Origin of the sequence: Micromonospora sp. NPDC049004 (assembly GCF_040649315.1) — a bacterium.
In the GTDB taxonomy this organism is placed as follows: Bacteria; Actinomycetota; Actinomycetes; order Mycobacteriales; family Micromonosporaceae; genus Micromonospora.
The window spans coordinates 1-13,549 of record NZ_JBEZFG010000015.1; the positions used below are offsets into that span (position 1 = coordinate 1).

Annotated in this window: 10 protein-coding genes and 1 pseudogene; 9 read left to right on the forward strand and 2 right to left on the reverse strand. The window is 73.5% G+C overall.

Features of this window, described 5'->3' with window-relative positions; all coding sequences use genetic code 11:
* The first annotated feature begins 101 nt into the window (after window positions 1-101).
* The 3 genes from AB0B97_RS30815 to AB0B97_RS30825 all read left to right on the forward strand — a co-directional run bounded on the left by AB0B97_RS30815 (window position 102) and on the right by AB0B97_RS30825 (window position 1,739).
* On the forward strand, window positions 102-461 hold the full coding sequence (locus AB0B97_RS30815; RefSeq protein WP_357498646.1) for a hypothetical protein: 360 nt from the start codon (window positions 102-104) through the stop codon (window positions 459-461).
* 70 nt (window positions 462-531) lie between these two features.
* A complete protein-coding gene (locus tag AB0B97_RS30820) occupies window positions 532-762 on the forward strand; it encodes a hypothetical protein (protein WP_357498648.1) in 231 nt (76 codons plus the stop codon).
* A 38-nt stretch (window positions 763-800) separates the two neighbouring features.
* Window positions 801-1,739 (forward strand): cyclase family protein, encoded by a 939-nt coding sequence (locus AB0B97_RS30825; RefSeq protein WP_357498650.1) that lies wholly within the window; start codon window positions 801-803, stop codon window positions 1,737-1,739.
* A gap of 27 nt (window positions 1,740-1,766) precedes the next feature.
* On the opposite strand, the gene AB0B97_RS30830 is transcribed toward AB0B97_RS30825, so the two are convergent.
* Complete coding sequence (locus AB0B97_RS30830) at window positions 1,767-3,590, reverse strand: VanW family protein (RefSeq protein ID WP_357498652.1); 1,824 nt, start codon at window positions 3,588-3,590, stop codon at window positions 1,767-1,769.
* Window positions 3,591-3,787: 197 nt separating this feature from the next.
* Here AB0B97_RS30830 and nudC point away from each other — a divergent pair, with 197 nt between their 5' ends.
* Entirely contained in the window at window positions 3,788-4,705 is a 918-nt protein-coding gene (gene nudC / locus AB0B97_RS30835) for an NAD(+) diphosphatase (RefSeq protein ID WP_357498654.1), read from the forward strand.
* Here nudC and AB0B97_RS30840 read toward each other — a convergent pair.
* The gene (locus tag AB0B97_RS30840) at window positions 4,602-5,882 is read right to left on the reverse strand and encodes a polysaccharide biosynthesis protein (protein ID WP_357498656.1); all 1,281 of its coding nucleotides are present in this window, start codon (window positions 5,880-5,882) and stop codon (window positions 4,602-4,604) included. The two genes, nudC and AB0B97_RS30840, sit on opposite strands and share 104 nt — an antisense overlap.
* Before the next feature lie 182 nt (window positions 5,883-6,064).
* Here AB0B97_RS30840 and AB0B97_RS30845 point away from each other — a divergent pair, with 182 nt between their 5' ends.
* The 5 genes and pseudogenes from AB0B97_RS30845 to AB0B97_RS30865 all read left to right on the forward strand — a co-directional run.
* A complete protein-coding gene (locus tag AB0B97_RS30845; protein ID WP_357498658.1) occupies window positions 6,065-7,837 on the forward strand; it encodes a hypothetical protein in 1,773 nt (590 codons plus the stop codon).
* Window positions 7,834-7,995, forward strand: coding sequence for a hypothetical protein (locus AB0B97_RS30850; protein WP_234583219.1), 162 nt, complete (start codon window positions 7,834-7,836; stop codon window positions 7,993-7,995). Before AB0B97_RS30845 ends, AB0B97_RS30850 begins: the two co-directional genes overlap by 4 nt.
* Window positions 7,996-8,025: 30 nt before the next feature.
* Window positions 8,026-8,832: a glycosyltransferase gene (locus AB0B97_RS30855; protein WP_357498660.1), complete on the forward strand. Its 807-nt coding sequence runs from the start codon at window positions 8,026-8,028 to the stop codon at window positions 8,830-8,832.
* Window positions 8,829-10,280 (forward strand): glycosyltransferase family 4 protein, encoded by a 1,452-nt coding sequence (locus AB0B97_RS30860; protein WP_357498662.1) that lies wholly within the window; start codon window positions 8,829-8,831, stop codon window positions 10,278-10,280. The genes AB0B97_RS30855 and AB0B97_RS30860 overlap by 4 nt, the downstream gene beginning before the upstream one ends.
* Before the next feature lie 59 nt (window positions 10,281-10,339).
* Window positions 10,340-12,343: pseudogene (locus AB0B97_RS30865) on the forward strand (alpha-(1->3)-arabinofuranosyltransferase family protein); the annotation flags it as partial.
* Window positions 12,344-13,549: the final 1,206 nt, after the last annotated feature.

Genomic DNA, 13,549 nt, shown 5'->3' on the forward strand with positions numbered 1-13,549 from the left:
CCGGAAGCTAAGCCCTCCAGCGCCGATGGTACTGCACTCGTGAGGGTGTGGGAGAGTAGGACACCGCCGGACAATCTTCCAGAAAAGGCCACCCCAATGGGGTGGCCTTTTCTGCATTCCCCGATCCGGTGTCGGCCGCCGGTGAACGGGTGCCTGGCCGACAACTCCAACGTCAATTGGCCTCGGCGTGGACGCGGCTGGGGCGGATCGCGGTGCGATACGTGGTGACGGTGCAGTTGTGGACCGGACCCGACATCATGAGGAGCGTGGACTCTTCCCTCGGCACCCTGCCCAAGATCGGTGCACCAGCGACGCGGGCCTTGAACAACGTTGGTTACACGGCTCTGAGTGAGCTTGCCGGGGTGCCGCGTACTGAGCTGGCCAAGCTACATGGCATGGGGCCGAAAGCCCTCGAGATCATCCAGAGTGCGCTTGAGGAGCACAACCTGAGTCTGGGTTAGCAGTCCACCGTCACCTGGCTCCGGCGTCGGGCGTGGTGTGGGCGTGCAGACGGCCACTAGGCTCGGTCGCGTGGATGACCTCCTGATCCTCCTGGTCTTCGCCTGCTGCGTTGCCGCGGTACTGGGTGCGTTGGCGTGGCTGGGCGTCCGTGGTCGTCGCCGCGGTGTCGGTGGCGAGGTCATGGGGCCGTTCGAGGAGATGTGGCACCCGGCCGCGACCCGGTACCGGGCCGAGATCCGAGTACAGGAAGAGCGCTTGGTCCCGCTGCCGTCCGCCGATGCGAAGGGTCAGACCGCGTGACCGGAGATGTCGATGCGGGGACGCCCCCGAAGCGACCGATGCCCACTCAGGACGACGTGCTCGGATACTTCGACACGCTGTCGAACTGGGGACGGTGGGGTGACGACGACGAACTCGGCACCCTGAACCACATCACCGACGACGTCCGGCTGGCAGCGGCGCGGGCCGTACGCCATGGCCGGAGCGTGTCCTGCGCGTGGGAGGTCGCCGTACCGGAGGAGATGGAGCGGGCGACGATGTCGTGCCCGTGCGCCGCCGACATGCCGGGCGCGGAGAACATGCCGGTCGCCGCCTTCCACGCCGACCGGCGGTGGGGCTTCTCGTCCGAGCGACTCGGCATGACCTTCCACGGCAACACCATCACCCACCTCGACTCGCCGTGCCACCTCTTCTGGGACGGCACGATGTACAACGGTCGTTCGCACTCGCTGGTCGACGCCGCGACGGGATCGGCGTGGGCGGCCGTCACCGCCGCGGCGGACGGGATCGTCACGCGTGGCGTGCTGCTGGACGTCGCGGGGGCCCGCGGTGTGCGGTGGTTGGAGCCGGGCCAGGGCGTCGTTCCCGAGGACCTGGAGGAGGCCGAGCGCCGCCAGGGTGTCCAGGTGCGTCCCGGCGATGCGGTACTCCTGCGGACCGGCTACGGCCGCTTCCGGCACGAATCCGGTGCGGCCGGCGGTTTCACCCAGGCCGGCTGGCACGCGTCCTGTCTGCCGTGGCTGCACGAACGGCAGGTCGCGCTGATCGGCGCCGACAGTCCGCAGGACGTTCAGCCGTCGGGGTACGACGACGTGCTGATGCCGGTGCACGCCGTGAGTCTTGTCGCGATGGGTCTGTGGCTGCTCGACAACTGCGACCTTGAGGCGTGCACGGCGACGGCCGCCGAGCTGGGCCAGTGGGACTTCCAGCTCGCCGTCGCGCCGGTCCGCTTCGCCGGCACATCCGGCAGCCCGGTCAACCCGATCGCCACATTCTGACCACGGGGTGCGGACGGCCGCCCAGGCTCAGGAGGGCTTGGGACCGCAGACGTAGCGGGGCTCCGCGTCGTAGCGCCAGGTGAACTTCTCCCGCTTGACGACCACGCCGCCCTTCTTGATGACCCGGAAGGCGTCCTGGGCGAAACCGTTGATGCCGTTGCTCGGAATGCACGTCGGGCCGGGTTCGAGGTGGATGACCATCGGCGTGGTGATGTTGCGCCGAGGGCCGTACTCGGTCTTGACGCTGTCGTAGATCTTCGTGCTCCAGATCGAGACGGTCACCGAACTCGACGTGTACGAGGTGTCGATGAGCAGGCCGTACTCGGTGTTGTTGCGGAACTTGAAGTCCAGACTGGGCCAGAAGATTGTCGACTCGATGACGGCCGGGTACCTGTCGAACCAGTACGAGTGCGGCTTGTGCTCGACGTCCTCCAGGCCCGCGTAGTAGGTGGCGTTGAACAGGGTGGTGGTGAACTGCGAGGTGCCGCCGCCGACGCCCGGCACCAGCTTGCCGTCCAGGATGACCGGCGCGTCCCGGTAGCCCTGCTCGTAGCCGCGTTCGCCGGTGTGCCCGTTCAGGGAGAACGTCTTGCCCGGCAGCACGACAGTGCCGTCCACCTCCTTGGCGATGGTGGCGATGTTCTGGCTGCGGGACGACGCCATGCCGCCGGTGAACCGCGTGGTGAAGGTGGAGACCCGCTCCTTGATGCCCAGGCCGGCCAGCTTCTCCGCGGTCAGCTCCGGCGGGGTGGCCTTCAGCTCGCCGGTCACCTCGCGTCCGTTTGACTTCGGCAGCACTGCCAACAGGTCACGGCCCAGGGCCGCGCTGTCGAGCTGCTGGCCGGGACGACCGTCGGTGGCCTTGGGGCGGCCACCGGAGATGGTCATCGACGCGTTCTTCGGCGGCACCTCGATCGCGAGCAGGTCGTCGCCGAGGGCTGCGCGCAGCCGCTTGACGTCGACCGCCGGGGTGAGCTTGCCGGCCTTGTCGGCGGTGAACCGGAGGCTCTTCGCGATGGCCGCCGGTGGCACCCGCACGGAGCCCTTGCCGGTGCGCAGGGTGACCGGCGCGGCGACCGCCGGCCTGGCCAGCTCGGCGACGAGCCGGTCCAGCTCCTCGGCGGTGGTCGCCGGCTGGCTCTCCACGAGCGGCACGGTGACCGGGGTGCCGGCCAGCCATCCGGTGCGGACGGCGTCGGCGGAGCGCTGCGGGTCGAACGCCAGGCCCGGCTTGGGGCGTACGACCTTCGGGGTGGTGCCCTGGTAGGTGATCGCCGGCATCGTCATCGGGCGGACCTGGTCGCCGAGCACCTTGCGCAGGGCCGCGTCCAGCCGGGCGGTGTCGATGGTGACCACCGGGTCGACGGTTCGGGAGCCGACCAGCCGGCTGACCGGGTGCGCGTCGGCCTCGGCCGCTGCGGCCACGCTGGCCGCCACGTCGACGCCCAGCCCCACATCGGCCGGGTTGATCTCGGCGGTGCGCTCCCCGACGGTGACCCGCAGTGGCGCGGCGAGGGCTGCCGCCCGCCGGGCCAGCTCGGCCCGCAGCTCCCGGTCGGCGGCGCTGCGGCTGCGGCCGCCCAGCTCGGCGCCGAGCACGCTGGTGCCCCGGGGCACGTCCCCGGCGTACGCCCAGGCGCCGGCGCCCGCCACGGCGGCGAGGACGCCGCCGGTGACGCCGGCCGCGAGCAGCATCCGCACCCGGCGCGGACGGCGTCCACCGGTGTCCGGCTCGCCGGTGACCGTGGGCGGTGTGACCGCCTCCGGTCCGTCGTCCGGCCAGGTGACCGCGGTGACCTGCACGGTGGGTCGGTCGTCGGCGGGTGGACGTTTGTCGCCGTACAGCGTCACTGCAACCTCGATCGCCAGGTGCCACGGGAGGTCCCCCCTCCCGGAGGACACCACGGTAACCAATGCTCGGCCGTCCGTGCCGGCTGCGCCCGCTCTGCGCTGCCACCGCGTGTCGATCGGCGTGTCGCGTGGGTCGGGAGGGACCCGGAGCCGGGGTCGGTGCCGACGCCGGGTCGCCGCCGTGGCACGGTGGCGGGGTGGACGCTGCGGAGCGGGTGTTGGCGTACGGCGGCGGTTGGTTGGACCGGGCGGGCGCGGTGCGCACCGACGCGGCTCGACTGGACGCGTTGCTGACCGATCCGACGACTGTGGTGCTGCCGCTGTGGCGCGACCGCTGCCTGGTCGACGGGGTCGGGCCGGTCCGGTTGACGGCCGAGCGCGCGTCGCTCGTCCGGTCGGCCGCCGCCGAGACCGTCTTCCTGGGGCTCGACAACGACGTCGCGGTGTTCGCCGTGGACCTCTCCGGGCTCAGCGAGCCCGCCGCCGTCGAGATGGCCGGCGCGACGCGGGCGGTCGACGTACGGGCCCTGGTCGGGCGGCTCGACCCGGCCGGCGCGGCGGTCCAGGCGTACGCCCGGGGGTTGCTGCACTGGCACCGGCAGCAGCGGTACTGCGGCACCTGCGGCGCGGCGGCCGTCGCCGGCGGTGGCGGGCATGTGCGGACCTGTTCCGGCGCGGATTGTGGTCGGCTGCTGTTTCCCCGGATCGAGCCGGCGATCATCGTGCTGGTCGAGGCGCCCGGCTCGCCGGAGCGCTGCCTGCTGGCCCGGCACGCGGGCGCTGCCCAGGACTCCTACTCGACGCTGGCGGGCTTCGTCGAGGTCGGCGAGAGCCTGGAGGACGCGGTCCGCCGGGAGATGGCCGAGGAGGCCGGGATCACCGTCACGGACGTGACCTACCAGGGGTCGCAGGCATGGCCGTTCCCCGCCGGGCTGATGGTGGGCTTCCGGGCCACCGCGACGTCCGACGAGGTGCGCGTGGACGGCGTGGAGTTGCTGGAGGCGCGCTGGTTCACGCGGGCGGAGCTGCGGGAGCGGGTCGCGGCAGGTCGTCGGCTCGGCCGGGTGGACTCGATCGATCACCACCTGCTGGGCCGGTGGCTGACGGCAGGCTGAGGATCATCACCAGCGCCGTCGCCGCGGCGGTGCCGAGAGCGCACCACATGATCCCCTGGAACGTGCGGGGTGCGACGGCCATGGTCAGGACGGCCAGGACGACCGCCGCGACCCACAGTGGCGCGGACGGCCACCGCGCACCGGCCGCGATCTTCGCGTTGACGACCGCGAAGACCAGCGCGTAGAGCGCGCCGGTGGCGGCGAAGAACGGGGCGTACTCGCCCAGGGAGGCGTAGTTCTCGCCGCCCACCAGGCGGAACGCGAGGCCGCCGGCCAGGGCCGAGGCGGCGACGAGCACGGCGCCGCAGGCCGCGACGATCGCGAGCACAGCCGTGCGGACGCGGTTGTCCCCGACGGCCAGGCGGGGAAGGGCGAGCACCACGATCACCTGCGGCGCCCAGAGAGCCCCCTTGGTGAGCACGGTGCCGACGGCGTACGCGCCGGAGTCGGCCGGCGACAGCAGTTGGCGCGCGAAGATCAGGTCCGCGTACGACACCGCGAGCATCGCGAGCGCGGCCGTGCCGGCGCTGGTCACCTGCCGGATCCGTAGGGCGGCACCGATGGCGGCGGCCCCGTCCGGGCCGGCGGGGCGGGCCGGTCGGGCGATCCAGACCAGCGCGGGCAGCACCAGGTATGCGGTCACCATGCCGGCGACCAGGGTGTCGACGACATCGGCACCGAGGACCAGCGCGACGATCATGCCGCCGTACCGCCCGGCGGCGACCACGCCCATCGCCCACGCGAGACGGAGGAAGCGCTGCTCCCCCTGCAACTCGCCGAGCCACCGGGCGGACAGGACGACCGCGACCGTGGTGCCGGCGACCAGCGCCACGACCGTCAGCGACAGCCGCAGGGCGGTCATCATCAGCGGCGCGGCCACGACGACTGCGCCCGCGGCGACGGCGGTCGTGACGAGGGTGACCCGGTTGGTCGGTGCGCCGGGATGCCGGGCCCGGTGCACCGCGACCGCCATCTGCAGGCCGACACCCGCGACGCCGGCGATCGCGACGAGGGCCGCGACCGTGGCCAGGACGCTCAGGCCCTCGGCCGCCAGGTGCCGGGCACCGAGCATCGGGAGCAGGTAGGCCAGCCCGTTCGTCACCATCGCGGCACCGGCCACCGCCGCGCCCGCCGCGGAAAGGCGGCCCGCGCCGGGGCCGGCCGTCGTCTCTGTCATCGCGCCTCATGTCGGTTCCGCCGGGGACCGGTGCACGCCCCGAGCTTCGCGTCGTCGTCACGGAGTCGCGCGTCGACGTAGTCAGGCAAGCTACCGTCCGCGCCTGCCTGTGCCTAGAGTGCTGTCCGGAGCCCCGGGAGCGACGTCGGGCCCGCTTCCCGTCCAGGTCTGTGGGGGTCCGTGTGCGCCGAGGATCACCGGAGTTCCGTCCGGCGCCGCCACGGGCCGGGGTCGTGCTGCGTCGGTGGTGGCCGGAGGTGGCGCTCGGCGTCGGGGTGGTCCTCGCGATCCTCGCGCCGGTGCTGGGCCGGGGTTACGTGCTGCGGTACGACCTGGTGTTCGTGCCGGACCCGCCGTTCGGCGCGATGGTCTGGGGCAGCGGCACGGAGCTGCCCCGGGCGGTGCCCAGCGAACTGCTCGCGGTCGGTCTGGCCCAGCTGCTGCCCGCCGACGTGGCGGAGAAGGTGCTGCTGGCCGGTTGCCTGGCCCTGGCCGCGGTGGGCGCGGCCCGGCTGGCGCCCGTCAGCCACCCGTTGGCGCGGGTCGCGGCCGGGCTCGCGTACGTCTGGAATCCCTGGGTGTACGGGCGGCTGCATCTCGGTCAGTGGGCGGTGATCGCCGGGTACGCGGCCCTGCCGTGGGCGTACGCCTGGGTGCTCGGGGTGCTGCGGCCGCCGGGTGGCGGCATCGGTCCGGGTCGGCGGTGGTCCGTCGCCGGTGGGCTGGCGGTGGTGCTGGGCGGTCCGGCGCTGGTGCTGGCGGCGGTGGTCTCCTGCGCTCCGGCGTTGGCCCTGGCGCGGCGGTGGCGGGCGTTGGTCGCGGGGGCGGCGACGCTCGCCGGCCTCACCGCGCCGTGGCTGGTGGCGTTGACGAACCGGGGTGGTGTCGTCGATCTCGACGAGCGGGGCGTCGCCGCTTTCGCCGTCCGCGCGGACACACCGCTCGGTGTGCTCGGCAGCGTCGCCACCCTCGGTGGGGTCTGGAGCCGCCATGCCGCAGCCATCGGGCGGGACCGGTGGCCGGTCGCCCTGCTCGCGCTGGTGCTGGCCGCGGCGGCGGTCTGGGGGTACGCGCTGGTCCGTCGCCGGTGGCCGTCGGCCGCGTGGTGGGGCCTGCTCGTCGGAGCGGCCGTGGGCACCGCGATCGCCGTTCTGCCGGCCTGGCCGGTGAGCGCCCAGTGGATGGTCGCGCTGGTCGAGCACGTTCCGCTGGCCGGCGCCGTCCGGGACGGTGCCCGACTGCTCGCCCCGCTGGCGCTGGTGCAGGCGGTCGGCCTCGGCATGCTGGTGGAGTCGCTCGTGGCGGCTGGTGCCCGGCCGCTGGCCCCGCTGGTGATGATCGCTCCGGTGGCGTTGCTGCCCGGCCTGGCCTGGGGGCTCGGCGGCCAGCTCGACACGGTCCGGTACCCCGCCGAGTGGTCGGACGTCCGCGAGGTGGTGAACACCGATCCGGCCGGCGGCAGCCTGGTCTCACTGCCGTGGGCGTCGTTCCGCGCCTACCGCTGGGCGGGCAACGTCCCGATGCTCGACCCGGCGCCGCGGGCGTTCCGCCGGCCGGTCATCGGGGACCAGGACGTGCTGGTCGGCCGCGACCGGATCCGTGGGGAGAGCCGGGACGCCGACCGGGTGGCGCAGGCGCTGGCGGTGCCCGGTGACCCGGTCCCGGGCCTGCGTCGGCTCGGCGTGCGGTACGTCCTCATCCAGACCGATCAGCCCGGCGCGGCCGAGGTCGAGGGGCGTTTCGCAGGTGCCGAGGTGGTCCAGCGGGACGGGACGCTGATCCTGCTTCGCCTGCCTGGTGCCGGTTCTACCGGCTCGACGGGGAGTGTCGGTATTGGTCCGGCGTTGGGGTATTCGATACTCGGGGCCACCCTGTTGATCACCCTTTCGCACACGGCCGCACGCCGACGACGCATGTTACTGTGCGGTCACTTAAGACGAAGGGACCGTCAATGAAGGCAACCTTCAATCCCCTCCTGATCGCGGTCGTCGCCGCGGCGGTGGGTGCCGTGCTGGGCATTGCGGCCGTCTCGATCGGGACGTCCACCATTGCCAACACCAACACCAAGCCGGCGAACGTCGAACAGCCCATCATCGTGTACGGCGAGCGCTGACGGCCTTTCATGGAGGTCCTCCCTCCTGACGTGTCGTCAGATGCGGTAGTACTCGACGTCGTGGTGCCCGCGTACAACGAGGCACTGCGGCTGCCCGAAACCCTGGTCCTGCTCCGGGCGGCGCTGGCCGACCTCGGTGTGCCCTGCCGGGTCACCGTTGTCGACAACGCCAGCACCGACGGAACCGCCGAGGTGGTGACGGGCGCCCCTTGCGGCCCGGTCCCCGTCCGGCTGCTCTGGTGCGCGGAACCGGGCAAGGGCTTCGCGGTACGTACCGGTGTGCTGGCGAGCGACGCGCGCTTCGTCGGCTTCTGTGACGCGGACCTGGCCACCGCGCCGGACACCCTCGGCCAGGTGCTCAGCCTCCTGGTCGAGGGCGCCGACGCGGTGGTCGGTTCGCGGGCGCACCCCGAGTCGGTGGTGCAGGAGCGGCACAGCCTGCTCCGGCGCTGGGGAGCGGTGGCGTTCCGCGGTGCCGTGCGGCAGGTGGTGCGCGGCGTGGGCGAGACGCAGTGCGGGTTCAAGTTCTTCCGCAACGACGTCGCGCGGCGGTCGTTCGCACCCCTGCGGTGCGGCGGCTTCGCGTTCGACGTGGAGGTGCTGGGCCGTGCCGAGCGGGCGGGCGCCCGGTTGGTGGAGATCCCCGTCAACTGGGTGGACGTGCCCGGCTCGCGCTTCTCCCCGGCCCGCCACGGCTGGCAGAGCTTCGTGGACGTCGCGAAGATCAGTTGGCGGCTGCGCCGGGCGGAGGTCGCACCCGCGATGCCGCTGCCGGTCGTCGCCCTGCCGGTCGGCACGGACGTGACCGGGGGCGCTGCCGTTGGATTGCGGCCGTGAGTGTCGGACACTCTCCGGCGGCTGCGGCTCCCACCACCGACGCGGTGGTCGCGGGTCGACGGATCGCGGTGCTCAACTGGAAGGACCCGTGGCATCCGGACGCCGGCGGCGCCGAGGTCTACGCCTGGCAGGTCGCCCGCGACCTGGTGACCGCCGGCGCGGAGGTCACCTTCGTCACCGCGCGCCCGGACGGCCAGCCCGGCGACGAGACCCGCGACGGCATCCGGATCGTCCGGGTCGGTGGGCGGTGGAGCATCTACCCCCGGGTGCTGGGCTGGCTCGCGCGACGCCGCCGTCAGTTCGACGCCGTCGTGGACTGCCAGAACGGCATACCGTTCTTCAGCCCGGCGGTCCTGCCGGCTGACGTGCCGGTCGTCTGCGTGATCCACCACGTGCACGACCGCCAGTTCCGGCTCTACTTCGGCCCGCTCGTCGGTCGCTTCGGGGCGTGGTTGGAGGGGCCGGTCGCCCGACGGGTCTACCGCCGGGGGGTGACGCTCGCCGTCTCACCGTCGACGGCAGTGGCCGTACGGGACCGGCTCCGCTGGGCCGGCCCGGTGGTGGTCGTACCCAACGGCGCGGACGCGGCGACACCGCCGGTCGTCGGCAGTGGCGTTCGCGACCCGCGACCCCGGGTCGTCTGCGTCGGCCGGGTGACCCGGCACAAGCGGGTGGATCTGGTGCTCGACGCCGTCGACCAGCTCCGGGCGCAGCGGCCCGACCTGCGCCTGGACGTCGTCGGTGGCGGGCCGGACGTGGCGACGATCCGTCGGCAGGTCGCCGAGCGTGGGCTCGCCGACGTCGTCACGGTGCACGGTCACCTGCCCTCCACCGAGCGGGACGCGCTGCTGGCCAGCGCGTGGTTGCACGTCTCGGCCTCGTGGGGTGAGGGCTGGGGTCTGGTGGTCGTGGAGGCGGCCGCCGCCGGACTGCCCACCGTCGCGTTCGACGTCGACGGGCTGCGCGACGCCGTACGGCCGGGCCGGACCGGATGGCTGGTCGGTGAGGGCGACGACCGGGCGGGCAACCTCGCCGTCGGCCTCGACGAGGCGTTGGACTCCCTCGCGGCTCCGGGCGAGGCCGAGCGGATGGCCGCCGAGTGTCGACAGTGGAGCGGGGCGTTCCGCTGGGCGGACACCGGGCGGCGGGTCCGCGCGGTCCTCGGCGACCTGCTCGCGCCGCGCCGAATGCCGTGGGCGGCGCGCAGCGCGTCCCTCCTGGTCCGGACGGACGAGCCGGAGAGCCTCCTGGCCCGGGTGTCCCCCCTCCTTCCGTACACCCGACACGTGGCGACCGACGAGCACGGCCTGTGGATCCTGGTGCCGGCCGCCGCTCCGGCGGCGGTCCGACGGGTGCTGGTCGAGGCGGGCGTCGCGCCCGAGCACATCAGCGAGCGGGACGCCAGCGGCGACGAACTGCTCACCGGAGTTCCGGTACGGCAGTGCTGACCGCCTGGTCGACCGCTCGCCGCACCGCCGGTATACCGTCCGCGACGGTGTCCCTGGCGGTGTGGCGCCTCCGTGAGCTGCTGGTCTGCCTCGCGCTGATCGGTCTGTGCGTCACCCAGGAACCCGGGCTCATCGTGCCGGACACGAAGCTGGACATGGCCCTGGACCCGGGCGGCTTCCTCGCGCGGGCGGCGCACCTCTGGACGGCGGACTGGCAGTTCGGCACGCTCCAGAACCAGGCGGTCGGCTACTTCTTTCCGATGGGGCCGTTCTTTCTCCTCGGCGAGGCGATGGGCCTGCCGGCCTGGCTCGTGCAGCGGCTCTGGATGGCCACCCTGCTCTGCGTGGCGCTCACCGGTGTGGTGCGCCTGGCGCGGGCCCTGGACCTGGGCGGTCCGGCGTCACGGCTGATGGCCGGCGTGGTGTTCGCGCTCTCGCCCCGCGCGCTGTCCCTGGTCGGCACGGTCTCGCTGGAGCTGCTGCCGTACTGCGTCGCGCCGTGGGTGCTGCTGCCTCTGGTCAAGGGGGCGGCGGGTGGCTCGCTGCGGCGGGCGGCGGCGCTCAGCGGGCTGGCCGTGCTCTGCATGGGCGGGGCGAACGGGGCGGCCGCCGCGTGCGCCGTGCTGCCGGCGTTCCTCTTCGTGGTGACGCGTGCGCCCGGCTGGCGACGGATCCGCCTGCTGGCCGCGTGGACTGTCGCGGTGGTCGCGGCCACCTTCTGGTGGCTGGTGCCGTTGCTGCTCCTGCAGCGCTACGGGTTCCCGTTCCTGCCGTACACCGAGAGCGCGGCGGTCACGACGAGCGTGACGTCGCTCCCCTCGGCCGTGCGCGGCGCGACCCACTGGGTGGCTTACCTGGCCGTCGACGGTGTGCCCTGGTGGCGCTCCGGGTGGGCGCTGGTCACGACGTCCTGGATGGTCGTGCTCACCGGCCTGATCGCCTGCCTCGGGTTGGCCGGGCTGGCCCGTCGGGACCTGCCGGAGCGTCGCTTCCTGCTCGTCGGCGCACTGGTCGGGCTGCTGACCCTGACCGCCGGGAACCTGTCCGACGGCGGCGCGGCCTTCGCCACGACGGTCCGGGAGGCCCTCGACGGCCCGCTCGCCGCGCTGCGCAACCTGCACAAGTTCGACGTCGTGCTCCGCCTGCCGCTGGCCCTGGCCACCGCGCACATGCTGGACACCGTCGGCCGGATCGCGATCATCCGTCGGTTCACGCGACCCACCAACATGGCACCCCGGCGGGTGGCGCTGGGCGCCACCGCCGTCGCGCTCCTCGCGGTCACCAGCGGCGCGGCAAGCGCGGGCCTCCCGGCCGGTGGCGGCTTCTGGGGGTTGCCCGAGCACTGGCGGCAGGCGACCGGTTGGCTCGACCGGCACGCCGGGCCCGGCACGACGTTGCTCGTGCCCGGCAGCAACTTCGCCGAGTACGACTGGGGGCGCTCGCTGGACGAGCCGGTCCAGCCTCTGCTGGACTCGCCGTGGGCGGTGCGGTCACTGGTGCCGGCCGGATCGGCGGGCAACGCCCGTCTGCTCTCCGCGATCGACGAGCGGCTCGCCGCCGGTACCGCCTCCCCCGGGTTGGCGGACGTGCTCGGTCGGCTCGGTGTGCGGTACCTGCTCGTCCGCAACGACCTCCGCCAGCCGGTCGGAGGCTTCGCCTGGCCGGTCCTCGTCCACCGGACGCTGAACAGCGCCCCCGGACTGTTCCGGGTCGCCGCGTTCGGCCCGAGCAGCGGCGTGCGGCCGGACCTCGCCGGGGCGTGGGACTACGGGCTGCACGAGCCGTACCGGGCGGTGGAGATCTACCAGGTGGACCGGCCGACCCCCAGGGCCACGCTCGCCGACGCGGCGCAGCCGCTCAACCTGGTCGGCGCACCGGAGACCCTGCTGGACCTCAGCGACGCCGGCGTGCTCGGCGACCGGCCGGTGATCCTCGACGGGGACGCTCCGGAGGCCGAGACCGGAGGCACGGTCCTCGCCGACAGCCTGCGCAACCGGGAGGTCGACTTCGGGCTGGTCCGGGGCAACACCTCGCGGACGTTGACCACCGAGGAACGACCGGCCTCGGCCCGGACGGCCCACGACATCCTCGACCCGGCATGGCGCTCGGCGATCACCTCGTCGGGCTACGCCGGGATCGCCGACGTCCGGGCGTCCACAAGCGCGGCGGACGTCACCGGCCCGGCCGGGCTGCGCGACCCCTCCGCCACGCCGTTCGCGGCAGTGGACGGCGACAGCGGCACCTTCTGGCTCTCCGACGGCGCGCGCAAACCCGTGGGCCAGTGGATGGAGGTCCGCTTCGCCGAGAGGATCCAAGCCGGGTCGGTGGAGGTGCAGGTGGTCGACGACGAGGTCGTGGGCGCCCCGGTCACCAGGATCCAGGTCAGCACCGCGGGCGGGACGTACGTGCACTCGGTGGTCGACGCCGGGCGGACGCCGCTGCGGTTGGCGCTGCCGTCGGGGCGTACCAGCTGGGTTCGGGTGACCATCGACGGCGTCGCGGGTTTCGACGTTCCGGGACGCCGCGCGGGCATCCGGGAGTTGCGCGTGCCCGGGGTGAGTCCCCAGCGGTACCTGCGGCTGCCGGCGCTGCCCGACGCCACCGCGACCCCGGAGGTCGTCGCCCTCGCCCGCAAGGCCGTGGACCGGCCGGCCTGCGTCGTCGTCGACGACCACTACCTGTGCGCTCCCGACCTGATCCGTCAGGGCGAGGAGACCGGCCTGGTGCCCCGCCGCTTCGACCTGCCGGCCGCCTCCGCCCCCCGCCTCACCGGCCTGGCGCGCGCCACGCCCGCCACCGCACTCGCCGTGTACGACGAGACGGTGGGCGGCGAAACGGTCAGCACGTCGAGTTCGTGGTTCGCCGACCCGGTCGCCTCGTCGAGGGCGCTGTCGGATGGGAACGACGGCACGGCCTGGTGGGCGGACCCGAACGACCCGCAGCCCACGATACGACTGCGCTGGCCCGAGGTGCGGAACGTGAGCTGGGTGCGGCTGCGGTTCGCGCCGAGCCTCGTCGCGGCGCCACCCAGGACGGTCCGGATCACCGGCGACAACGGCATCCGGGAGGTGACTGTCGGCCTGGACGGCGTCGCCCGCTTCCCCGCCCTGCGGACCCGCAGCCTCGTCGTGGCCGTGACCTTGACGGTGCCGCGGGTCAGCCGGTCGACGGCGATGTTCGAGCCGCAGCCGCTGCCCGTCGGCCTCAGCGGGGTGGACGTGGAGGGTGGGCCCGAGGTCAACCAGCCGCGTGACCTCTCCCAGACGGTG

Bases quoted from the DNA above. Each gene is read 5' to 3' on its own strand.
- AB0B97_RS30825 (WP_357498650.1), top strand. From the start codon at position 801: ATGCCCACTCAGGACGACGTGCTCGGATACTTCGACACGCTGTCGAAC.
- AB0B97_RS30850 (WP_234583219.1), top strand. From the start codon at position 7,834: ATGAAGGCAACCTTCAATCCCCTCCTGATCGCGGTCGTCGCCGCGGCG.
- AB0B97_RS30840 (WP_357498656.1), bottom strand. From the start codon at position 5,882: ATGACAGAGACGACGGCCGGCCCCGGCGCGGGCCGCCTTTCCGCGGCG.